Source organism: Rossellomorea sp. NPDC071047, assembly GCF_050270195.1.
In the GTDB taxonomy this organism is placed as follows: Bacteria; Bacillota; Bacilli; order Bacillales; family Bacillaceae_B; genus Rossellomorea.
Map to the genome: position 1 here is coordinate 88975 of NZ_JBNNJT010000007.1, position 23552 is coordinate 112526.

22 protein-coding genes are annotated in these 23552 nt (G+C 41.9%); 9 read left to right on the forward strand and 13 right to left on the reverse strand.

Going from position 1 to position 23552, the window contains the following annotated elements:
• Positions 1-51: 51 nt before the first annotated feature.
• From ACQKFO_RS20775 to ACQKFO_RS20800, 6 genes are all read right to left on the reverse strand, one after another.
• Positions 52-2241 (reverse strand): beta-propeller domain-containing protein, encoded by a 2190-nt coding sequence (locus tag ACQKFO_RS20775; RefSeq protein ID WP_427600679.1) that lies wholly within the window; start codon positions 2239-2241, stop codon positions 52-54.
• Between the two features lie 161 nt (positions 2242-2402).
• Positions 2403-2858, reverse strand: coding sequence for a threonine/serine exporter family protein (locus tag ACQKFO_RS20780; RefSeq protein WP_044339076.1), 456 nt, complete (start codon positions 2856-2858; stop codon positions 2403-2405).
• 46 nt (positions 2859-2904) lie between these two features.
• Complete coding sequence (locus ACQKFO_RS20785; protein WP_427600680.1) at positions 2905-3666, reverse strand: threonine/serine exporter family protein; 762 nt, start codon at positions 3664-3666, stop codon at positions 2905-2907.
• A gap of 171 nt (positions 3667-3837) precedes the next feature.
• Positions 3838-4428 carry a DedA family protein gene (locus ACQKFO_RS20790; RefSeq protein WP_427600681.1) on the reverse strand — a complete coding sequence of 197 codons (591 nt, stop codon included), beginning with the start codon at positions 4426-4428 and terminating at the stop codon, positions 3838-3840.
• A 237-nt stretch (positions 4429-4665) separates the two neighbouring features.
• Positions 4666-4965: a hypothetical protein gene (locus tag ACQKFO_RS20795; RefSeq protein WP_427600682.1), complete on the reverse strand. Its 300-nt coding sequence runs from the start codon at positions 4963-4965 to the stop codon at positions 4666-4668.
• A 239-nt stretch (positions 4966-5204) separates the two neighbouring features.
• Positions 5205-5531 carry a thioredoxin family protein gene (locus tag ACQKFO_RS20800; protein WP_427600683.1) on the reverse strand — a complete coding sequence of 109 codons (327 nt, stop codon included), beginning with the start codon at positions 5529-5531 and terminating at the stop codon, positions 5205-5207.
• 128 nt (positions 5532-5659) lie between these two features.
• Here ACQKFO_RS20800 and ACQKFO_RS20805 point away from each other — a divergent pair, with 128 nt between their 5' ends.
• Complete coding sequence (locus ACQKFO_RS20805) at positions 5660-5983, forward strand: general stress protein (RefSeq protein ID WP_427600684.1); 324 nt, start codon at positions 5660-5662, stop codon at positions 5981-5983.
• Between the two features lie 36 nt (positions 5984-6019).
• Here ACQKFO_RS20805 and ACQKFO_RS20810 read toward each other — a convergent pair whose 3' ends face one another.
• Positions 6020-6562 (reverse strand): histidine phosphatase family protein, encoded by a 543-nt coding sequence (locus ACQKFO_RS20810; RefSeq protein WP_427600685.1) that lies wholly within the window; start codon positions 6560-6562, stop codon positions 6020-6022.
• Between the two features lie 80 nt (positions 6563-6642).
• Positions 6643-7458 (reverse strand): ZIP family metal transporter, encoded by an 816-nt coding sequence (locus ACQKFO_RS20815; RefSeq protein WP_427600686.1) that lies wholly within the window; start codon positions 7456-7458, stop codon positions 6643-6645.
• Between the two features lie 297 nt (positions 7459-7755).
• Here ACQKFO_RS20815 and ACQKFO_RS20820 point away from each other — a divergent pair, with 297 nt between their 5' ends.
• The 4 genes from ACQKFO_RS20820 to ACQKFO_RS20835 are packed head-to-tail and all read left to right on the forward strand — an operon-like array spanning position 7756 to position 11538.
• A complete protein-coding gene (locus tag ACQKFO_RS20820) occupies positions 7756-8151 on the forward strand; it encodes a GntR family transcriptional regulator (RefSeq protein ID WP_427600687.1) in 396 nt (131 codons plus the stop codon).
• Entirely contained in the window at positions 8138-9040 is a 903-nt protein-coding gene (locus ACQKFO_RS20825; protein ID WP_427600688.1) for an ABC transporter ATP-binding protein, read from the forward strand. Before ACQKFO_RS20820 ends, ACQKFO_RS20825 begins: the two co-directional genes overlap by 14 nt.
• Positions 9012-10979, forward strand: coding sequence for a DUF6449 domain-containing protein (locus tag ACQKFO_RS20830; RefSeq protein ID WP_427600689.1), 1968 nt, complete (start codon positions 9012-9014; stop codon positions 10977-10979). The genes ACQKFO_RS20825 and ACQKFO_RS20830 overlap by 29 nt, the downstream gene beginning before the upstream one ends.
• Positions 10980-11004: 25 nt before the next feature.
• On the forward strand, positions 11005-11538 hold the full coding sequence (locus tag ACQKFO_RS20835) for an RNA polymerase sigma factor (RefSeq protein WP_427600690.1): 534 nt from the start codon (positions 11005-11007) through the stop codon (positions 11536-11538).
• Between the two features lie 105 nt (positions 11539-11643).
• Here the strand turns inward: ACQKFO_RS20835 and ACQKFO_RS20840 are convergent, their stop codons facing one another.
• The 3 genes from ACQKFO_RS20840 to ACQKFO_RS20850 form a co-directional block, all read right to left on the reverse strand.
• Positions 11644-12366 (reverse strand): amino acid ABC transporter ATP-binding protein, encoded by a 723-nt coding sequence (locus ACQKFO_RS20840; protein ID WP_427600691.1) that lies wholly within the window; start codon positions 12364-12366, stop codon positions 11644-11646.
• Complete coding sequence (locus ACQKFO_RS20845) at positions 12363-13019, reverse strand: amino acid ABC transporter permease (RefSeq protein ID WP_427600792.1); 657 nt, start codon at positions 13017-13019, stop codon at positions 12363-12365. The genes ACQKFO_RS20840 and ACQKFO_RS20845 overlap by 4 nt, the downstream gene beginning before the upstream one ends.
• Positions 13020-13177: 158 nt before the next feature.
• The gene (locus ACQKFO_RS20850; protein ID WP_427600692.1) at positions 13178-13987 is read right to left on the reverse strand and encodes a basic amino acid ABC transporter substrate-binding protein; all 810 of its coding nucleotides are present in this window, start codon (positions 13985-13987) and stop codon (positions 13178-13180) included.
• A gap of 949 nt (positions 13988-14936) precedes the next feature.
• Between ACQKFO_RS20850 and ACQKFO_RS20855 the strand changes: the two genes are divergently transcribed.
• Entirely contained in the window at positions 14937-15800 is an 864-nt protein-coding gene (locus tag ACQKFO_RS20855) for an STAS domain-containing protein (protein ID WP_427600693.1), read from the forward strand.
• A 67-nt stretch (positions 15801-15867) separates the two neighbouring features.
• On the opposite strand, the gene ACQKFO_RS20860 is transcribed toward ACQKFO_RS20855, so the two are convergent.
• Together ACQKFO_RS20860 and ACQKFO_RS20865 are read right to left on the reverse strand one after the other, a co-directional pair.
• Positions 15868-18612 (reverse strand): GTP-binding protein, encoded by a 2745-nt coding sequence (locus tag ACQKFO_RS20860; protein WP_427600694.1) that lies wholly within the window; start codon positions 18610-18612, stop codon positions 15868-15870.
• Between the two features lie 247 nt (positions 18613-18859).
• A complete protein-coding gene (locus ACQKFO_RS20865; RefSeq protein ID WP_427600695.1) occupies positions 18860-20053 on the reverse strand; it encodes an MFS transporter in 1194 nt (397 codons plus the stop codon).
• Between the two features lie 552 nt (positions 20054-20605).
• Here ACQKFO_RS20865 and pxpB point away from each other — a divergent pair.
• Genes pxpB through ACQKFO_RS20880 form a run of 3 tightly spaced genes read left to right on the forward strand, consistent with a single transcriptional unit; the run spans position 20606 to position 23548 of the window.
• A complete protein-coding gene (pxpB, locus tag ACQKFO_RS20870; protein ID WP_427600696.1) occupies positions 20606-21325 on the forward strand; it encodes a 5-oxoprolinase subunit PxpB in 720 nt (239 codons plus the stop codon).
• Entirely contained in the window at positions 21322-22326 is a 1005-nt protein-coding gene (locus ACQKFO_RS20875) for a biotin-dependent carboxyltransferase family protein (RefSeq protein WP_427600697.1), read from the forward strand. The genes pxpB and ACQKFO_RS20875 overlap by 4 nt, the downstream gene beginning before the upstream one ends.
• A gap of 31 nt (positions 22327-22357) precedes the next feature.
• On the forward strand, positions 22358-23548 hold the full coding sequence (locus ACQKFO_RS20880; protein WP_324746485.1) for an NRAMP family divalent metal transporter: 1191 nt from the start codon (positions 22358-22360) through the stop codon (positions 23546-23548).
• Positions 23549-23552: the final 4 nt, after the last annotated feature.

Sequence of the window (23552 nt, forward strand, 5' to 3'; positions counted from 1 at the left end):
AGTCTTAAGTAATAGAAAACCCTTAAGGCAAAGCGCCTTAAGGGTTTTTCATCATGGAAGGTCAATCGCGTTTTCTTTTTTAAAATCGTCTAAAGAGTAAGCAGTCATCCTTTTATGTGATACTGTATAAAGCAGATTATCAATATATAGGAGTCTTTGAATCTGATCTTCCCACTGTTCGTAATATTCTTTGTCTTGGCTTTCTTCTTCTGTGAGCTTAGACTTTAAAACGATTCCTTTTTCAGGTGTGATTTCATATAGGAGGGCACCTTGATAGTCAAAATCCAGTTCATGCCGGCTTCCCTCTTTTTCATGATAAACAGATATGGGAAAGCCATATAGATTTCTAGAAGGATCATGAAGCAATGCTTTGTGATCGTCCAACAAATAAGAGTGAGTACCCTGTCCCCCTATTATTTCAGTGTCCGTTTCCTTTGGATTCTGAAAGTCATTAATATCAAATAATGAAACCTTCATTCCCCGTCTAACGATTCTGGGTTCCTCATTGGTTGCTTTATCATCACCCACCACTTTCGTATCAAAACCAAACCCGATGAGATGATGTTCGTCAATGGGGTGAAGATAGGTGCTGAAACCAGGAATCTTCAATTCCCCCAAAACCTTTGGAGCTTTCGGGTCTGCCGTATCGATGACAAAAAGGGGATCGACTTGTTTAAAGGTGACCATATATGCCTTATCTCCCATAAATCTGACAGAATAGATTTGCTCTCCCTTGGCTAAATCCGTTACTTCACCAACATTCTTCATGTTCTCATCTAAGATATAGAGAGCATTGGATGAAGGTGAATCACTGTTCCACACCTCTCCTTTCGTCGTAGCAATCCGAAAGTAACCTTTATGTTCATCCATGGAAAATTGATTTAACGCCCTTCCTTCTACCTGCCCTGATGAAGCATACTCTATGTTTCCACCACTTACGGAAAATTTATAGATCTCCGTATTTGAAGAGGTCCACCCGTTCTTGCCATCTTCATTGTATTTTTCTACAGCCACATAAAGATTGTTTTTAGACATATACACTTTATCGCCGCTTCCAAGATACGTTTGAATGTTTAGAGAAGCCTCGGGATCTTCCATATTCAAGCCTGTCAATAAAGTATAGTTTGGGGACTGTGACTGCGGAAAATACTTAATATCTTGTATTGGAAGAGGTGTCGTTTCATCGCCTGTTAAACTATCCTTCACACGGGGTCTCAGATCAGGTTCCCCTCCTTGTTCAAGCATCCAGTAATTTGGGTACATATTCGAAATCAAATATACAGTCGAATCAATCTTCCTGGACGTTACATATTGACCTTCAAGCTCAACATGCCTGAGTAGCGATGGTTTAGCCTTGTCTGAGATATCATACAGAAACGCAACAGTCGTTCCTTCCACAGGCATAGTGGAAGCAATCGATTCTTTTATATCCCCTTGAAAATGGGCAGGCGCCCAGTTGTTACCGATGACGAGCAGCTTATCCTTCTGTAAAAATAGATGATGGGGCTGAATATTTTCTTTAAAGCTGGTAGAAGATACTACATTCATTTCCTTCACGGGATTTGCCTTTGTAATCAGCAGACTGCGGTCGGTTAATTGGTAAATATAACTTCCATCGGTCTTCACTATATCCCCTTCGTCAACCCCTTTAACCTGATTATTCGTTTCAGAAAAATCGGATCCCGATTGAGACGACTCTCCAGCTGCACTATCTTCAGATGACTTGGACTCCATTTCCCCTTCTCTTCCGAAAAGAGAAAACTCCGTATCTTCCTTATTTTTCTTTAAGATTTGTTTAAAATAGTTCGTAAGTTCTGCCTTGGATTGAATATTGGGTAGGTCAGAGGTTACAGAAAAGGGTATTTCTGTGTCTCCGTCATATGAAAAACCCCATTTGGTTTTCACGTTTGGAGAGATATGAAGTGTATACTGGTGTGTATCAGAGGGATACCCTTCTGGTGGTGGTTGAATTTGCAGGGTCTTTCGATTTTCATTCAATTTGAAGGAGACATTGATCCTCTCTCCATTGGAGTCTTCTACATAAATATTCCGGGACGTCACCGTTTCCTTATTCAGGGCAGTTGAAAATTGCAGATTCCATGAGTCATTTTCCATCACGAGAAGATCGCCATCCATCTCCCCCTCGGCTTTCACAACAGGTCTTTGACTATACGCAAACGTTCCAAGTGCCACTATCAGCACAAAACCAGTAATGATGAGCAGATAAGATTTCTTACTCATGCTATGACCCTCCTATATGTTCTATTTGTTGATTAGACGTTGGAAGGGATAAAATGTTACATGCGTGCGGAGTCTGCAGGTGGATTCATTTCGTTCAACTCTGTTTCTAAGCTCTGCTGAAGCCAATAAAAAAAGACCTCACAAAAGTAAGGTCCGTCCCTCTATCTCATTCGTCTTGCACTAACATTCAACCGTGCGTTTCGGATGACTTGGTTGATGACTTCAGAGAAGATGAGTCCGATGGCGATCGAGCCTGAAATCATGAAGGCTTTTGCTGCCAGGTTGATGGCAGCGTTGTAATCGTTCTGCACGAAGTTTCTCATGGCATCGTATGCCAGCCCACCAGGTACAAGAGGGATAATTCCGGCTACCGAGAAGATGATGACCGGGGTTCTGTACATTTTCGCAAATACCTGACTGATCACAGCAACGACAAAGGATGCAAGTAACGTCGCAAGTACCGCATCCGCGTCATTTAAACTCATTCCTATGTAGATGATCCATCCTAACATTCCAACAATTCCGCATTTGAAAAGGGACTGCTTTGGAGCGTTGAAGATAATCCCGAAAGCAGCAGCGGATATGAAGCTGGTCACTAATTGTTCGATGATGAGCATTCCCTTTTCACCTCAATCTTTTTTCCTGATACCAATCAAATGCACCCTATGTCAGAGTGAAAACTACGGCAATTCCTGTCCCGATGGCAAACGCCGTTAAAAAGGCTTCTGCTCCCTTTGATAAACCCGATACCAAATGACCTGCCATTAAATCCCGGACGGCATTTGTGATAAGGAGCCCGGGAACCAGGGGCATCACCGATCCAATGATAATCTTATCCAGTTCCTGACCGACTCCAAGCTCGACGAATCCATAGGAAAGCATACCGATAATAAAGGAAGCAAGAAACTCCGCAAAGAATTTAATCGGAACGAGGCGATGAAAATAAATCAGACTCGTAAATCCGACTCCGCCCGTGATCAGTGCCGGAATGAAGTCCTTCCACACTCCCTGGAACATGATGAGGAAGCAGCCACTCGCAATGGAAGCAGCCAATACCTGAATCACAAAGGAGTATGATAAATCTGATTGATCAAGTTTCTCCAGGGCATTGTAGGCTTCTTCAAGAGTAAGGTGTCCCTTGCTGATTTGCCTTGAAATACTATTCACGAGGGTTACTTTTTCCAGGTCAGTAGACCGCTCATTAATTCGAATCAGCTTCGTTTTCGTCGGTTCAGACGTTTCTATCGAAAAGATGATCCCCGTAGGCGTCACATAACTGTGAGATTCTGAAATCCCATAAGAAGCGGCGATGCGCATCATCGTATCCTCGACACGATACGTCTCTGCACCACTTTGCAGCATGATTTTACCCGCCAGCAGGCTGACCTCCATAATGTCATATCTTCTTATCATTTTTGCTTCCATACGATCTCTCCACACGTGCTATTTTTTGAATAGGTCTAGTGTATAGGAAAGAAGGGGTGTAAGCAATGAGGAATGGGATGATTTTACGTGGATTTAATATGTGTAGAGAGTTTTAGGATTGAACTTATGATCAAATTGTCGTAAAATCTTCAGTCTCCGAATCTTTACTAATCATCCTCCTATTCCCTTTTCTCTCTTCCTTTTAGAAAGAATGTACAAGACAGTGACCAGCATAAACCCTGACAGGACCAACAGTTGATATTCTTCTACCATCCCCAGGATCACTTCTCTATCACCCTCGTAAAGCTTGCCTATACTTAAGAATAAAAAGGTAGATGGAGCAATCCCCAGCATAGTAAGGAGAGAATACACTTTCAGATTCATTTTTGCCATGCCCGCCATGAAGGGAATGACGTTTCCAAAGTGAAGGGGGCTTGCGATCGCTACGCTCCAGATTCCATAGCGGCTGAACTTTTCCTGAGCTTCTTTCAGCTTCTTCCGTTTTTCAGGGTTGAGCTTCGCCTCAAGCTTCGCACCTAATTTCATGCTGATAAAATAAGGAATATAGCTCCCCGCTGTATAAAGAAAGCTCCCTAATAGAGAAATGACTCCTATCTCCATCCACGTTAATTCTAAAATAAATCCCATTGTTACGATAAAAAAAGTGCCCACAAAAGGGAAAGCACTTCCTTCAATAAATAGAGAAAGCAATACACCCCATATCCCCCACTCTGCCGAATAATTTGCCATGATTTCTTCCATCAAGGTCACTCCTATATGAACGAATATCTTAAGCATAAAAAAAACGCCATCATGCAAACAGAAGCCGTAGAAGTAATTGTTTCTAAGACCTGGGGTGTATTTTCTTCATATAAAAAAAGACCAGCCTCTTTAAGGAGCGGGTCCGGATGATCTATGATGCCTTCTAACCAATTCGGATTTGTCTTTTACATGAAAAAGAGATATTAATAGATAAGAAGATAATTTTTTCAGACTTGATTAAGGTGATTCATTAAGAGGATCGTGAAGTATGATGACGGGCATTGACTTAGGGGTAACCATGAAACCATAGACCTTTCCATCCTTGTCCTTATACGCTACAGAATAATCTCCAAACTGGGGTGAGAATTCGACGTTCTGGTATTCGAGGTCAAGATCCTGATACTTAAGGCTAACATACAGGTTGGCGGCGATTCTTGCGGTCAGGTGTTGTACACTGGAAATCCGGTTGGCTACTATTATGAGGATGATTGCTAAACCAAGTAACATGACTTTCTTTGTCCTGGACACTCTGATCATTCATCAAGCCCCCTTTTATTTCTTCATCACTACTATACTCGTATACTCTCTATTATATACCTATTCCCTGAACCATGACAAAAGATCTACTTTTTTCAGCAGCTCTTTTGTCATGGGTTGTAATATACTCTTTTACTCAAGATCCCTTTATATGAAAGGATTCCTCTTAATCTTAAACAACCGTTTAACCCTTTCTACCTTGTCAGATCAACAACTTTCTCTCTTAATCAAACGTTTGTTTAGTGGTCTAACATCTTCACCAGGCGAGTCATTTGGCTATGTAATTCGTCAATTGGAACGAAGCGTGCCTTCCTGAACATTTCTTTTCCATCTACAAAAACGATGATGACCGGGACAGTGAAGATGGATAATTCACCAGCTATCTCTGGTATTTTTTCTGCATCCGCATGAATGGCCTTCACATCTTGAAACTCTTCCAATACTCTCTTCACCTGTGGCAAGAGGGAGTGACAAACAGAGCAATTGGGTCTTGAAATGTATAGTAACACCATCTTTTCTGCAGCAAGTGTAGCTTTGATGTTTTCTAGAGAATGAACTTCTTCCATATCTTGAGATCTCCTTTCTTTGATTTCACACCACTATTAGGTATACCCACATCTCAATAGGTTTACCACCCGGAACCCACGGGAAAAGATAAACGACAAAACAATTTGAATGATGGAGGAGACCTGAATTGAAACCGACTGTTAAGGAATTTTATGACGATAAGGAATTAATTACAGAAGTTGAAAAGCTTTCTTCTCAAGGTGTCGATAAACATAATCTTTATGTATTATCCCATGATGATGACCGGACGGACAGAGTAGCTGATCGCGCTGACGCCAATGAAATCGGTGTAAAGGAAACAGGCATAGGGACTGCAGTAGGGAATATGATCCTGAAAAAAGGTGATGAACTCCGAAACAAGCTGATGGAAGTTGGATTTTCTCACGAAGAAGCGGATCGGTACGAAGAAAAGCTCGATGAAGGAAAGATATTATTGATTGTTAAAAACTGACCTGATAGAGAAATGACTTAGGATGATTCCCGGGAATCATCCTTTTCTGTCTTGAAAAACATATAGCTTCCCGTTTGAAGGTCTTCTAAACTTAGGGCCTCTATACCCACGTTTTATAAGCTCTTTTCTCATAAATATCATAATCCCGCCATGGCCAACGATAAGAACGTCCTCCCCCTCTTGTATGATCGCATCGACAATCCCGTTGATTCTTTTAAGAATCTCATTCTTACTTTCAGGCTGAGAGCGATGATTAAACCACCAGGCTAACCTGATCATAAACAAATGTAAAAACAGTGGAAGCTTTCTCTTGTAACTGAATAAGGGAGATAATCTGATTTCACGGAGTTCCTTCAAAGATACGATATCCCCGGCATAGATTTTTCGAGCAGTTACTTCTGCCCTGGTTAAGTCACTTGCGTAGCACTTCTTCCATTCAATATCATGAAGATCTACCTCATTCTCTTCTACGTCAGACTCATCGTACTCTTTTACCCACTTCATTAGTTCTTCGGATGTCACAAATCTATCAGGATATCCTCTTGTTACTTTAAAATGCCTCACCAGACCAATCTTCACACTTTCGCCCCCTTCTCTACCATTATACTATTTTTGGAAATGAAAAAAAGCATGCGATCTAAGCCGCATGCTTACTTTTATTAACCCAATGATACGTCCAGAATCATCATGACTACAAATCCAAGCATGAGTCCCAATGTAGCCAAGTCTGTACTCCCAGAGGATTGAGACTCCGGGATCAACTCTTCTACTACCACGAAAATCATGGCACCTGCAGCAAAAGCAAGTGCGTAAGGAAGCAATGGCTGTACTAATAGGACAGCAGCTGCGCCAATTACGGCAGCAATGGGTTCAACGATGGCTGAAAGCTGACCATAGTTGAAGGACCTCAGTCGTGACATTCCTTCTCCGCGCAACGGGATGGACAGGGCCGCACCTTCAGGCATGTTCTGTATGCCAATTCCGATTGCAAGCCCGATTGCCCCTACCAATGTTGCGTCACCAAGTCCCATTGAGGCAGCCCCAAAAGCCACACCGATGGCTAAACCTTCGGGAATGTTGTGAAGGGTGATAGCAAGGAACAGTAAGGTGGATTTTTTAAATTTGGTTGGAGGTCCCTCTGCCTTCTCCTTTTCATTTCCAAGATGTAAATGAGGGACTACAAAATCTAAAAGTCTTATAAACAGGCCCCCAAGTAAAAAGCCAATGGCTGGAGGCAGCCATGGAATCTGACCATTTTGCTCACTGAACTCTATTGAAGGAGCAAGAAGTGACCAAAACGATGCCGCTATCATGACACCTGCGGCAAACCCGAGCATCATATTCAATGTATGTTTTTCAATTTTGGTAAAGAAAAATACCGATGCCGCTCCCAGAGCGGTTAACCCCCAGGTCAGCGTACCTCCAAACAGTGCCTGCACAGCTGGATTGAATCCACTTAACCAATCTATGAACATGCCAACCCTCTCCTCCGATCAAAAATTTTGAATAACACCATTTTGCTTCAAGGAAACTTTCTTTGTCAAAGGAAATGTCATATTTACTACTTGTTTTCACTTGTACATATATGCTTTTATCTATGTTTGCGTTTGTATCAATCTTTATACTTCCACATCATAGAGACCTTATTCACAAGGTACAGATAGCTCTATCAAAATTATTTTCATTTTCCCTCTTCCTAAACTGGCAGAACTTGTTATATAATTAACTGTATTAAGACACATAGTACACTACATACAGTCGGGAGGGTGGATATGTTTGAGCTTGATTTAAGAAGTCGAAAGCCCATTTATGAACAATTAGTCGAGAAATTAAAAGAGTTAATCATTAATGAGGTGTTGAAGCCTGATGAACAATTGCCTTCCGTTCGTGCCTTGGCTCAGCAGCTGACCATAAATCCAAACACAATCCAAAAAGCGTATAGGGAACTAGAAACCCAAGGGTACATTTATTCTGTGAAAGGACGGGGTAGCTTTGTTAATCCATCAAATCACATTCAAAACGCGGAGAAAATCATGAAAGTTAAGGAAGAGTTGTCTAAACTTTTGTCTGAAGCTCTGTATTTAGGAATCACGCCTGAAGATTTAAAGCAGATGATTGCTGACATCGAGGCATCGGTAGGAGGGAACCAATCTGATGATAGAGATTAAATCATTAAGTAAATCCTTTGAAGGTACTAAAATTATTCATGACGTTTCCTTCTCTGTTCAAAAAGGATCGATCTATGGACTGCTCGGATCGAATGGTGCAGGAAAGACGACACTACTCAAATCCATTTCTGGGGTTCTGAAGCCCGAAAGTGGTGATATTTATATAAAAGATCAACCGGTTTTTGAAAATGTTCAAACGAAAGAAACCCTGGTTTTTATTCCTGATCAACCGTTTTTCTTCGCTCACTATTCATTAAATCAAATGGCAAAATTTTATCAAAACACCTATAGCCGTTGGGATGAGCACCAATATAAATCTCTAACCGGCCAATTCAGGGTAGATCCTCATAAGAAGCTTCATAAATTTTCGAAAGGCGTCCAGCGTCAAGCAGCTTTCATTCTTGCATTATCCACTCAACCGGATGTGCTCATCCTGGATGAACCCCTTGACGGATTAGACCCCGTCGTTCGTAAGAAGGTAAAAAGCGTACTGATCACAGAAGTGGCCAATCGGGAGATGACCATCCTTATCTCCTCTCACAACCTGCGTGAAGTGGAAGATATTTGTGATCACATAGGAATTTTGCATCAAGGAGAATTTTTACTGGAGAAAGAGCTTGATGATCTGAAATCCGGGATTCATAAAGTCCAGTTGGCCTTCAAAGGCGAGATGCCTCAGAAGCTCTTTACTGAGCTTGACCTTCTTCACAAAGAGATGAGGGGAAGCATATCTCTTTGCATCGTAAGAGGTGACGAACAAGAGGTGAGAAGCATGATTCAACCTTATTATCCGGTGATTTTCGATATGTTACCGTTGACCCTTGAGGAAATATTTGTTTATGAAATGGAGGACGTCGGATATGCCATCCAAAACATCATGGATCAATAAAGAAGTCATCATTCAAAGCCTTCGGAATGTTGGCTGGGTAGGGATCGTTTATTTTATCGGACTTCTCTTTTCTTTGCCGGTTGACATTATCGGTAAACTATCTAACGACAATCAGCCTTATCCGATTGCCATTTACGAAAACCTGTTTAAAATGCAATACCCGATCCAAATGGGCTTGATGCTGTTCGTTCCAGTCATCCTATCCCTTTTCCTTTTCCGTTATTTACATGTAAAGCAGGCAGCAGACTTCATGCATAGCCTTCCGCTTACACGCAGCAAATTGTTTTACCATTTTACCGGTACAGGATTTATCATTCTCATCATGCCAATTGTACTGAATACAGCGATTTTACTTTCCCTTTATTCATTTACGGATCTTCAGCAATTTATTGATGTTAAAGATATTTTCATCTGGTCTGGTATCACGATCTTAATGAACATCCTTCTGTTCACAGCCGCTACCTTTGTTGCGATGATAACGGGGCTGACAGCAGTACAGGGAGTAATGACTTACATCCTGCTTTTATTACCGGCCGGGATGTTTATGCTCGTGTGCTTTAGCTTGAAAAATCTCTTATATGGATTTCCAGAGGATTATTTCTTCAATATCAAAATTGAACAATATTCCCCTCTCATCAAGGCCGTATATCTTGAGAATAAAATTTTTTCCGCATTAGATGTGACATTACTCATAGCTATCACTCTCCTACTCTATGTTTTATCGTATGTCTTGTATAAAACGAGAAAAGTAGAAGCAGTGTCACTTGCCATTGTATATCCTGTCCTCCGACCCATCTTCAAATATGGAGTGGCTTTCTGCTTCATGCTTGTTGGGGGAATGTACTTCCATGAGATCTATCAGGAGGCTTCCTGGACAGTGGTCGGCTACTTTATTGGATCATTCATTGGCTACTATATTGCCGAAATGGTGTTACAAAAACAATGGAGAGTATTCCGACAATGGAAAGGATATGCAGGGTTTGCCATTACCCTCTCTCTTATCGGAGTGTTCATTCAATTTGATTTATTTCAATATGAAAAGAAGGTTCCTGATATGAAGGGTATAGAAAAGGTCCATGTCAGTAACAGCTATTATTCCCTGATAGACAATCCCGATAGCCTTATAAAGGATCACTTTATGGATGACCCTCACACCATTAAAGCCGCCCTGAACCTTCATAAGGAACTCGTCAACAATCAAGATCGCACCGTCACAGACGAGGATAGTGAACAGGTCTTCTTTTATTACAAGATGCACGATGGAAGCAAGCTTGTGAGGAACTACCGAATGAATATAGAAGAGTTTGAATCCCAATATGCTGCTTTATATAAAATGAAAAGTTATAAAGAAACAACGGACGAAATTTTCTCCGTAGATTCAAACAGTGTAGACAAACTATCAATTTATTCTGATATGGGAAATAGACAGAGAATAAGCATTGTCGACCCGGAACAAATCAATGAAGCCCTCGGGATTTTAAAAGAAGAAACCTATAATGATACGTTTAAAGATCGCGATAGAGTGAATCACTATAACGTTGAAATACTTCTATCAGAAAATCATTGGATCCATGTCGGTGTGGGTAATAACGATAAGAAATTCGAATCCTGGCTACAGGAGAATGGATACCTTGAAGATGTAAGGGTGACTGCATCGGACGTTGAGTGGATGTACGTGATTGATCAAGATCGTTACCGTAACCGACTGTTCAACGTCATGGATCCAGATACCGAAGCCCTGAAGTTAAAGAAAGAAAACAAAGGGATTGAAATAACGGATTCCAAACACGTTGAAGCCCTCATGGATCAACTCGTATACAATCAGATGACCAATGAATATATGGTGATCATCAAGTATAAAACCCACGGAAATGTCGAAGTGCGAGGGTTAAAAGCTGAAGATTCACCTTCATTCCTGAAGAATAAAACTGATAATTGACAATAGGAAGTTGAGGTGACACCCTATGGACACATTAGAAATTCATACACCCCCTCTCACGTTAGAGGAGATGTATGAACAATTTAATAAACTGATCTACCATGTCGCTTATACTATTACCAAGGACGCTCATCTATCACAGGATATCGTTCAAGAAACCTTTCTCAAAGCCTACATCAAGATGGATACTTTACTAGATGTGACGAAAACGAAGTCCTGGCTCATTTCTATCGCAAGATGTACAGCAATCGATTTCATCCGAAAAGAATCGAAACGCAATGAAATCTATATGGAAGATGATGAAGATGTTCAATCAATACTGGATAATAACCCTCTGGAAATGGAAATTGAAGCACGGTTTCTTAAGAACAGTATCCAGGAGAATATTAAGAGGCTGCCACTTTCTCAGCAGGAAGTCATGTCCTTGAAAGTGGCACAGGACCTTAGTGACGGGGAGATTGCTTTAAAGCTGAACCTCTCTCCTTCCACCGTCAAAACCCGTTTTCATCGGGCAAGAAAGCAACTGTACTCGATTGTTTATGCAAAACAGACCGCATAGGAAAAGGAGCCTTGTTGCAGAGGCTCCTTTAGTTGTTCTTGTAATAGATTGAAAATAAACTAGATCATTTGTGGCTTGAAAGACTCCATAACTTACAATGACCTATTATAGCACCTTACTTAAAAACGCCTGGGTTCGTTCATGTTTTGGATGACCAAAGAGCTCGGACGGTCTGTTCTCTTCCACGATATATCCGCCGTCCATAAAGAGGACCCGGTCCCCTACCTCTCTGGCAAATCCCATTTCATGGGTTACGACCACCATGGTCATACCTTCCTTCGCCAGTTGTTTCATTACCTCCAGCACCTCTCCTACCATTTCGGGATCAAGGGCTGAAGTGGGCTCATCGAACAGCATGATTTCAGGCTCCATTGCAAGTGCCCTTGCAATCGCGACCCGCTGCTTCTGCCCGCCTGATAAGGAGTCAGGGTACACGTACGCTTTTTCTGCAAGCCCCACCTTATCAAGCAACTCTAATGCCTTCTTCTCCGCCTTATCCTTTTGCCACTTTCTTACCTTCATCGGTGATAGCATAATATTCTGGATCACTGTTTTATGAGGAAAAAGGTTAAATTGCTGAAACACCATTCCCACATCCGTACGTACTTTATTGATATCTGTTTGTTTGGCCGTTATATCCCGGTCTTTAATATAAACATGACCATCGGTAATCGATTCCAAAAGGTTCAAGCAACGCAGAAACGTTGATTTCCCTGAACCCGATGGTCCTATGACTACAACCACTTCCTGCGGTTCGATATTGACGTTAATATCTTTCAATACTTCTAATTCTTCAAAGGACTTCTTAAGATTCACTGCTTTAATCATTCGGTTGCCATCCTCCGCTCAATATAGTTTAGTAGATACGTAAGAGATAGAGTAAGGATTAAATAAATAATAGCGACTGCTAAATACGGTTCCCATACACGATAATATTGCCCCTGCATGGCCCTCCCCCAGTACATAAGCTCTGGGGCGGCAATGACTGCTGCCAGGGAAGAGTCTTTCAATAACACGATAAATTCATTTCCAAGTGGAGGAATCATCCGCTTAAATGCTTGGGGGATAATGATATACCTCATAGCCTGGATATTGGTCATCCCCAAAGATCTGGCCGCCTCCATCTGACCCCGGTCAATGGATTGAATGCCCCCACGGAAGATTTCGGCGATATAAGCTGTGGCATTCAACGATAGTGCCACTAATGCAGACACAGCCGGATTAATTTCCGACATGATCATCGGCATCACACCAAAGTGAATGAGTAGGATCTGTACGAATAATGGCGTACCTCTAAAAAAGTTTATGTACCAAATGAAAGGTGTTCGAACGAGAAGGTAGGGGGAAATTCTGAATATCCCCATCAGCAGTCCGAATATTAAGCCTAATAAGATGGCTCCCACTGATAAACCGATTGTTAATAGTGCTCCCTTTAGAAAAAAAGGTAAGTATTCCCCAATAATGTCCCATCTGAAATCCAGCATATCATGACTCCTTTTGTCCCGGTAACGGCGTGAGGCCGCTTCCCTTCTCAATAGTAGTAAATAGACTCATATAAAAGGGGCAGGTGAAGAAGGAACAACCCTCTTTAAAATCTATAAAGAAGGTCATCCAAACTTTCACTACGCCCCTTATTCCCTTATTCCGCTTGTTCTAATAAAGCGTCAGTGTTCGGTTCTGTACCAAACCATTCTTTGTAAATCTCAGCATACGTTCCATTTTCAATCACTTCTTTAACCGCTTTATCGAAATCAGCTTTCAGCTCACTGTCTTTAGGGAACATTAAGCCATAAAATTCAGATTCGAAGTTTTCCGGATCTTCAACTGTATTGAAATTGTCATCCGGATTGTTTTTAACATATTCATTTACAACCGTATTATCGGTTACAACAGCATCGACTTGACCTTGCTTTAATGCCGTAATGGCTACTACATTGTTTTCGTATTTAGAGATATCAGGGCTGTTCTGCCCAACTATTTTCTCTGCTGCCGCCTGACCGGTCGTTCCATTTTGAACTCCGATCTTCAGTCCTTTCAGATCTTCGGCACTTTTAATATCCACACCTTCGCCAAACATGATCATGTGAGTGGATTCAAAGTAAGGGTTGGAAAAATCAAACGTTTCTTTACGATCATCATTGATGGTGATCCCGGAAATTCCCATGTCTACTTCCTTTCCGCCTTGAACTGCTGCAAATAACGGATCCCATCCAATGTTCTTCACTTCGTATTCATAACCCGCTTCTTTCATGACGGCCTCTAAGAAATCAATATCAAATCCGACAATTTCCCCTTTATCCATATATTCAAATGGAGCAAAGGCTGCATCCGTTCCCACTACAAGCTTTTCTTTTTTATCTCCGCTTGCTTCTTCACTTCCACAGGCAGTCATGATTGCTGCCATTCCAATCATTAATACTAGAAATAATCCTCTTACTTTCTTCTTCATCATTGGCCCCCTAAAATAGTTTGTATTTTCTAATAATTATAATTATACAACTTTTTTACTAGAAAACCAATAACTATTAGAAAATTACTAGTTTTCAGACTAATAACTATTGAAGTTATACGGATTTTTGTTTTTGGCTCTTTTCACAAAGATTGTTGTTTTCTAGCATAGAATCTGCAAGGGCTCTGTCAACCAGGTTTATGCTGGATGGTGAGGGGAACTACTCCGCTTTCCGCGGACGTTCGGCCGACCCTCCTATTGTTGGATGGTGTGTCCAACAATAGGGGTGCAGCTCACTTCGCTTCCGGGGTCTCGGCACGCCCGTACTTCCGCAGGAGTCTGCGCAGTTCCCCTCACCATCTTTAATAGGATCTTTGTGACAGAGCTTCTAGGTGTACCGGAAAACAAATAACTAGAAAAAATAATTCTGCTTCATTAAGGCAATGAATCTCTACTTAACTTAAAAGAGAATGTTTGCTAGAAAGCTGGTTTTAATTGTTTTAGATTAAAGATTCATGCTCAGAAAGTTGATTCTCGCTGCAGGATGCTCGACTCCTGCGGGAATAGCTGGACAGTACGAAAAGCGGAGGGGCTTTGCCCAGGGGCGACAAGCATAAGATGAGTCTGCCGGAAAGGCGCTGTTTGCCTTTTTGGCAGACTTGGCTTATGACCTCGAGCCCCTAAGCCCCGTAGCTGGACAGGTGAGACCCCGGAGGCGCAGCCGAGGAGGCTCACCGCCAGCCCCGCGGAAAGCGAGCATCCTGGAGCGGAAATCAACTATTACTTTCTCCTCTACAATAGCAACAAACTTTACGAAAAGGGGTTTTTAATAATGCATAAAAAGATTTATCTGATATCTTTGTATTATCTCAATTAATATCTTTAACATTGACAGTCTCATCCATAGGTTTCAAAATAAGAGTATATGCCAAGTTTAAAGGGAGAGTTTATGGATACTCATTCGTCTGATTTATATGAATACTTAGTTGATCATTCCTTGGATTTCACTGAAGACTGGTTGAAGTTCCAGAATATTAAATCCGGATCACACTATTCGCCCGATTCTCCTCCAGAGGTACTTAACAAAATAAAAGAACAAAACTCTAATTATGTGAAGATCATCGCCAAGTGTCTGTTACTTTCTCAAGAAGAGTCAAAGGAATTGATTTATAACTGGACTTCACAAACAGCTGCTGATCGAAGTAAATCCAGTACTACTCTCGATGAAGTTGTTCGTAACTCAGGTGTGTTCAGAAGAGTGTATTGGACGTATGTCGAAAGGTTTGTGGAAGAATCAAACGTAAATATCCAGTTGAAAGAAGTATTTGAGTGGGAACGAAAGATCAATTTCGCATTGGATTATGTGTTAGAAACGTTCACTTCCACGTTCCTGAACATATTAATGAATCGACTCCAAGCACAGTCTACCCTGATTAAGGAATTAAGTACGCCGGTCATTTCTTTGACTTCAGAGGTAGGACTTCTGCCTATCATTGGAGATATTGATACGACACGTGCCCGTACGATACTAGAGGCAACCCTTCAACAAAGTGCCGATGCCCATTTATCCATGTTGATCATCGACTTATCAGGTGTGGTATTGGTTGATACCATGGTCGCTCAGCAAATCTTCCACCTCATCGATGCCTTAAGTCTGCTTGGAGTGAAGAGTGTCATCACCGGGATTCGTCCGGAAGTAGCTCAGACAGCCATCCATTTAGGATTGGATTTCTCCAATATCCATACTGAAAATTCCCTCGAGCGGATCATTGCCGATGTAATTCAGGAAAATAGCGAATTTTTGAAGGTGTAGGAAAATGGAGGTAAAATAAAAAGACTGATTCTAGAGGGGTACCCCCCTTCAGAATCAGTCTTTTTTATCAAGAATAATGATGAGAAGCTTTATAACTCGCTTTCACCATATATTCATGTTGAAGCAGTTTCACTTCGAATAAAGTGATCGGGTCGAAATATCGCTCCGGATTTGCTTTCATTTTCTTTAACGTTTCTTTGTCGGTTGCAATTTCCGTTTCTGTATCTTTAATCGTTACGTCCAATTGTTTAAATGGCTCTGCGAAGAAAGAGTGAACATCCTGCTGTAATGATTTTTCAAACAAATCAAACTGTAGGAAAAATTTATTAACGACGGATGCCGTGATATCCTGATAATCTTCGTTCTCTAAATAGCGCTTGTATTGATTATAGAGTAACGACTTATTCTGAGGTAGTACACCTAACAGCTTCCCGGCACTCTTTAATAGGAACTGCGCCGGTTTAAAGCGCAATAGAATATTTTCTTTATCAATCTGGGCTCTCGTTCCCATTCTACTTACATCACGGCGCCAGTCGTCCATTACTTGGAAATCACATTGTAAAACGACTTTATCCTTGCCGAATAACTCGTTGAAGGTTTCACTCATCTCATTCAAATAGTTCTGGCTGTCTTGAAGCTCCTGCTTTGAAAAGGCAAGCCACTCCTCAAGGGATTTGACATAACGGGGCATGAGATCATCTTGGATATACCCTTGAATCCGCGTATTCATCGCTTCGTTTAACTCTGTATGGATCTGTTTGAAATCACTTTCTTCACTTATCAGATCAGAGCAGCCGCTAAGGATACCGGGGATTTTCTCAGAGACTTCCTTCTTCATCGCTTCTTTCTTTTTATGGAAAGATTCCTTAATGACTGATACCTTATCGCTCTGCATGTCACTCAAGTAGTTTTCAAAGCCGTTCAAACGTGTCAGGATATCTTCATTCTTCTCAATTGTCTCTTTCAGCTCATTTTCACGATTCTTGCGTTTTGAGTAAAGATCTCTTAATGTTTTTCTGACCAGGTAAAATAATTTGGCTCCACGTTCCGCTTTGAGCACGTTTCCATTAACCATATACTGTTTCTTTAGGAAGGACTGAACATCCTGTCGCTGCAGATGAACGGCTTCCAGGGATGAGTATGGTAACACCTCTGCGTCCGGGAACCATTCCCGGGCTTTGTTTCGGGCTGATTCAATGATCTCTTCTGTACGGTCAGAATGAGATACTTTGTCCATCTTATTTAATAAGAAATGTACATTCACAAGCTGTCCGATTTCCGTTAATTTCCTTAAGGTTTGTCTGTCCTCTGCATTAAACGGGGCATCGGCATTCAAGACATACAGTAAACCATCAGCTACAGGATAAAAGGCTGTCAGGTCATCCAGATGCCTTTGTCCGGTTTGAACGTCAATGATGGCACTCCTATTTTTCTTAAGAAACTCAGACGGGAGCTTATATTCTACGAATGCTTCTCTTTGCATCAGCTCTTCAAAATCAGCGATGCTCTCTACTTTGTGAACTCCATGATCGTGAATCTCCTTCACTTCTACCTGCTGATCATGATAGCTATAAATGATGGTGGAGTTTTCAGCCTCACCGACGCTCTCACCTAAAACGGATTGAACAAAGGAAGACTTTCCGCTTGAGCCACTCCCTGCGATTAATAAGTGGTGTTCACTCAGATCCATTAACTGCTCCGCAATCCACTTCGTTTTATAACCTACAGAAGCATCATTTCGTTCTGACCAATCAATGATTTTATTCAGGAACAGGATAATGTCTTCAAAGCGGGCTTGATAGGAGTCTCCTTCCAGCAGGATCATTTCCGCCTCATCCGTCACCATCTGTTCAATGCTGTACGAAAAGACATCGTTCCAGGCTAAAACGGCAGCTGCCGGGAAAAGTGGTTGATGATCCCTGCTCACTTTCAGCCAATTGCTGAGCATGCTTGGCATAAAGCCTTCCAGGTCTTTCACTAAGTAGTTGCCTTCCAGGAATCCTACGTATGCTTCCTGGAATTGTGATAGGATGTCCTCCCATGATTCGTTCGGGAGAATTTCTACATATTCAAAGATTGTATTGACCGTCAGCATCCATTCAATATGGGCGACCGGATTGCTTCTGTAACTTGTCCATAGAGAGGATACGAGGTCCTTAAATTGTTGACGGTCCTTTTCATAAACCGCAATCAATAAATCGTAGAAATAGGTAGACGCAAAGGATGTTGTGTAACCTCGATCCCCATATTCCCTCAGAATGGTGAACCAGGCAGGGTCCTGGGTCCGGATCGATTCCTGAACCGCCAGTTCCACGGCTTTATTCCAGTCCTCTTGTTCTTCATAAAAAGCCCGGGCGAGTTCAGTTACGTTGGGATAATCCGGATCGATCGTCAAGGCTTTGTCGATGGTACGATACGCTGACTGGATCTTATTTCGTTCAATATAAAGAGAGAATAGTTGCAGGGCTACTTCCAGTGTTAAAATCGTACTTTCCGTTTGGATAGCTGTATAGACATCCTCCGCTGACGATAACAACCCAAGCTCATAGTAAGAATCCGCGATATTCTTTTTTGCCCAAGGTTCTAATTCGTTCTGGATGCTTTCCCATTTGAAAATAGCCGCTTCATAGTCCTTGCTATGAAAATAGACCTCACCCTGAGCATAGCGAATGAACGTTAAATCATACGGTTCATTTTGCTGCTCTTCTACAAAAGCTTGACCAAGCACTTCAATTGGATGACGGTTCGTGTCATAGTCTACTAAAAAAGTTCCATAGAATGACTTTTCCATTAGTAATTTTTCTTCTGTCATAATGTCCTCCGTTATATGTGGATCCCCCTGTTCAAGGAACCTCACAGACTAGTCTATTTCTATCATTCTAACAGAATTTCCTTGGGATAAAATTTCATTTCCTTTTCAATTTCCGATTGCTACTTTCTGCTGTGATCCTTAAGAATCACTTCCATTACAGAAGAAAGGACTATCCGTTACTAAAGGCTACATGCGCCTTCAAAAACAGATAGTCCTTTTTACTTACCACCATTATTCAGCCATCAAACTAGGCGGATGTCTGGTGTACAAACTTTTTTTGTTTGCGCCCCTCAAGTATCGCTACAACTAAAGCAATGAGCAGGAATAAGCTTGAGATCTGGAATAAAACACCCGTCTCAACATATTGTGCAAGCACTCCGAATACTAAGCCGCTTAAGCCGATTCCAAGATCAATGGAAGAGAAGAACATCCCATTGGCCACTCCCCTTCTATTGTCAGGAGTTAAAGACAAGGTCCAGGATTGGAGTGTCGGAATAAGAGATCCAAATCCAACTCCAAACAAAATACCTGATACGATGATGAGCAAATCAGAATGGGCGTAGGATAATACCCACATACCGATAAAGGTAATCACGATACAAAAGAGAACAAGCCCCTTAGGTCCGCGTTCATCAAACCATTTCCCTGCAATCGGTCTGGAAAGGGACGCCATGATCGCATTACATAAATAGAACAAGAAGATATGCTGGATTCCACGTTCTTCCCCAAAGATGACGATAAATGTTACGATCGACCCGTAACCAAAGGTCACCATGATCGTAATGAACGCTGGAAACCAGCTGGATTTTTCAACTAATGAACCCAGGTATGAAAACTTCAAGTCTTCCTTTTTCGTTTCTTTGACGACTTGAGGTGTACGGTAATGAACGACTCCTAACAAGATAACCGCAATGACGCCCAGTGCACTGGAAGTAATGATAAGGTTCGTGAACGTCGTTACCTGGAATAAATATATCCCGAGACTTGGAGCTATAATCATTCCAATCGTAATCGACAATCCGTAATATCCCATTCCTTCACCTAAACGTGATTTCGGCACCACATCCACGGCTGCCGTCCCATTCACCGTTGTAGACCATCCCCATGCCAACCCGTGTACAAACCTGAATAAAAGAAAGATGAATACCACACTAGACAATGGATAAATCACCGTGATCAACAATAACGAAATTCCACCTATTAAAACAAGAGGTTTCCTGTCCCTGTATTCCAGCATAAACCCAATGAACGGCCTGCTTAACACTGCACCTATCGAAAATAACGTCGTCACTAAACCAATTTCCAAACCAGAAGCCCCTATTGACTTTATATAAGGCGGAAGCGTAGGTATCAACATCTGAAACGACATAAACACAAACAAGTTTCCTACCATCAGCATAATAAAAGACCTCGTCCATAAAGGATCCTTTACCTTCGCCATAAGAAAACCCCCTTTCTCCATCTATCAATAATCCCCACAATACATTCAGGAGGATAATATTTCGGATTACTAAATAATAGCACAAAAAACACATTTGCGATACGATTTACAACCCGTGAAAACATGCTAGTTTTTTACAAATATTGCACAATGAAATTTGAGGAATTTATATGGTTGAATCCAATATATAGAGGGAAAGTAATACTAACTGTTTTTTTGGCTCATTCCGGGTAGAGAAGGACAGTCGCTAGAGCAAATTCATTTGCGTTAGCGACTGTCCTTCTCTACCCGGCCTTTCAGCGCCAGCTGAAAGGCGAGTGAAACGAACGTTTCACTCGAATGAGCCAAAAAAACGAATGCAAAATCACCAAAACATACTCACCTAATTTATTGGTAGAACCATCTAATTCCCAACCTTTTATTGAAAAGACAAAGAATTATACTATAATAACAACATGGCTCAAATTTCTGAATAATCTTATTTGCATGCCTACTCATACATAATTATTTTATATTTTTTATAATCATACAATTACGAATGGAGGTAGTTCTTTGAATTATACGTTACGACCATTGGGCGATCATGCCGTCGTTATACAATTAGGAAATTCAATTCAGCAAGAAACACACGAAAAGGTTAAAGCCGTCACCACCTTTTTTGAATCCCGGACAATCGACTGGCTTGTTGAATACATACCGGCATTTACAACCGTCACACTTTATTACGACCCAATCAAAATCATAGAATCCTACAAACCTTTTCAGAGTACATTACCTTACACAATTGTCTGTTCAGAAATTGAACATATGCTTTCCCAACTTACAATCTTAGAACAATCAGATTCCCGAATCGTCGACATTCCCGTCTGCTACGGTGGAGAATTCGGACCAGACCTTGAAGAAGTCGCGAACCATAATCACATGTCTACCGAAGAAGTCATCGCAAAACATTCCAATGGTGACTACCTCGTATACATGATTGGATTCGCCCCGGGATTCCCTTATATCGGAGGCATGTCCCAGGATATTGCGACACCGAGAAGGGAATCACCCCGCCTCAAGATCCCGGCTGGCTCAGTTGGAATTGCCGGAGAACAAACAGGCGTATACCCGATCGAAACACCTGGAGGGTGGCAGCTGATTGGCCGTACCCCCCTAAAATTATTCAAACCAAATAACGACGACTCACCAAGCTTACTAAAAGCAGGTGATCGAATTCGTTTCACTCCCATTTCATTTGAAGAATATAAAGCATTGGAGGAGGAACAATGATTAATGTAATGAAACCGGGCCTCCTTTCAACGATTCAGGACCTTGGAAGGTATGGCTATCAAAAATATGGCGTCATTGTGAGTGGAAGTATGGATCCACTTGCTCATAAAATCTCTAACCTGCTGGTAGGGAATGATGAGGACGAGGCCACTCTTGAGATGACACTTATGGGTCCAATGCTTGAGTTCCAGGAAACCAGCCTTATATCGATTTGTGGAGGGGACTTATCTCCGACCATTGATGGGAAGCCGGTTCCCTTAAGGAGATCACTTTTGATCAAAGCTGGAAGCATTCTTAAATTCGGGGCATGCAAGAGCGGCTGCCGCAGTTACCTTGCGATTGCAGGTGGATTCAATGTAGCAACGGTGATGAACAGCAAGTCAACTTACGTAAGAGCAGGGATTGGAGGATTGAATGGTCGTTCCTTAAAAGAAGGTGACAACCTAAAAGCCGGGACGCTTTCGACGGAATCTGAAAATATGATCGACTATTTACTTCCCTATTTAGAGAACAATGATTTCACGGAAATTGATTGGTCGATTTCTTCTGAATTCATCTCGGCTTATCAACAGAAGAAAACGATTCGAGTGATGACCGGGACCGAGTACGATTCATTTTCAGCAGAAAGCCGGGAACACTTTTTCAATGAACCCTTTAAAGTATCTGCTCAATCAGATCGCATGGGTTACCGTTTGGAAGGTCCGTCCCTCCATCTCGAGAAAGATTTTGATATGATTTCAGAGGCAGTTGCTTTTGGGACGATTCAGGTTCCTTCGAATGGGAAGCCTATTGTTCTGTTAGCTGATCGGCAAACGACGGGAGGCTATCCAAGAATCGGTCAAATCGCATCAGTGGATCTTCCTCTGATTGCACAGGCAAAGCCTGGAGAAGAATTGACCTTTACGATGATTTCTCATGAAAAAGCCCAGGAACTCTACATAGACCGTGAACGACAATTAAGGCATTTAAAGCAAGGGATCGCCTTGAAATTCAACTCGTAGGAACTTACATGACAGTAAAGGAGCGAACTTCTTGAAGAAAAAATCAAATTTCAGCGTATTGTTAGGGGCTGCGTTCTTAATGGCGACATCCGCCATTGGACCTGGCTTTCTGACTCAAACAACCGTATTCACTCAAACCCTGGCGGCAAGCTTTGGTTTCGTCATCCTTGTTTCAATCCTCATTGATATTGGTGCCCAGCTTAATATATGGCGCATCATTGCCATTTCTGAAAAAAGGGCTCAGGATATTGCCAACGATGTCTTGCCGGGATTAGGCTACTTCCTTGCCATCCTTATAGTGCTGGGCGGACTGGCCTTTAACATTGGAAATATAGCCGGAGCTGGATTAGGCACGAATGTCCTGTTTGGTATTTCGCCTGAAATGGGGGCATTATTCAGTGGAATTGTCGCAGTAGGAATTTTCCTGGTGAAAGAAGCCGGTAGATTAATGGACAAGTTCGCCCAGATCCTCGGGTTACTCATGATTATCCTTACGGTTTACGTGATGTTTACAGCAAATCCTCCTGTAGGGGAAGCTGTTACGAAAACATTTGCACCAGACACCATTGATTTTCTAGCCATCATTACCCTCGTAGGCGGAACCGTTGGTGGATATATCACATTCGCCGGTGGTCACAGGCTTTTGGAAGCCGGAATAACAGGGAAACAAGCACTGCCTGAGATCACGAAAAGCTCAGTATCCGCAATCGGTATCGCATCCATTATGCGTATCTTCCTTTTCCTTGCTGCTTTAGGAATTGTGTCACAAGGTCTGCAATTGGACCCTTCCAACCCGCCAGCGTCTGTATTCCAACTGGCTGCAGGTGATATAGGGTACAAGATGTTCGGGATCGTCATGTGGTCCGCTGCTGTTTCATCCGTTGTGGGGGCTGCCTATACATCGGTTTCCTTTATTCGAACGTTCAGCCCACTATTGGAGAAATATCATAAATGGCTAATCGTAGGGTTCATTACCGTTTCAACACTGGTTTTCGTCATTGTAGGTAAGCCTGTTGCGATTTTAATCCTCGTGGGTGCCCTTAATGGATTGATTTTGCCAATAGCACTAGGGGTTATGCTTATCGCCGCTCATAAAACCAAAATCGTCGGTGATTACAAGCACCCGATTTGGATGACCATTTTCGGTGCGTTGATTGTCGTGGCCATGTCTTACATGGGTGTATACTCATTAATTAAAGGCATTCCTCAATTGTTCAGTTGATTGT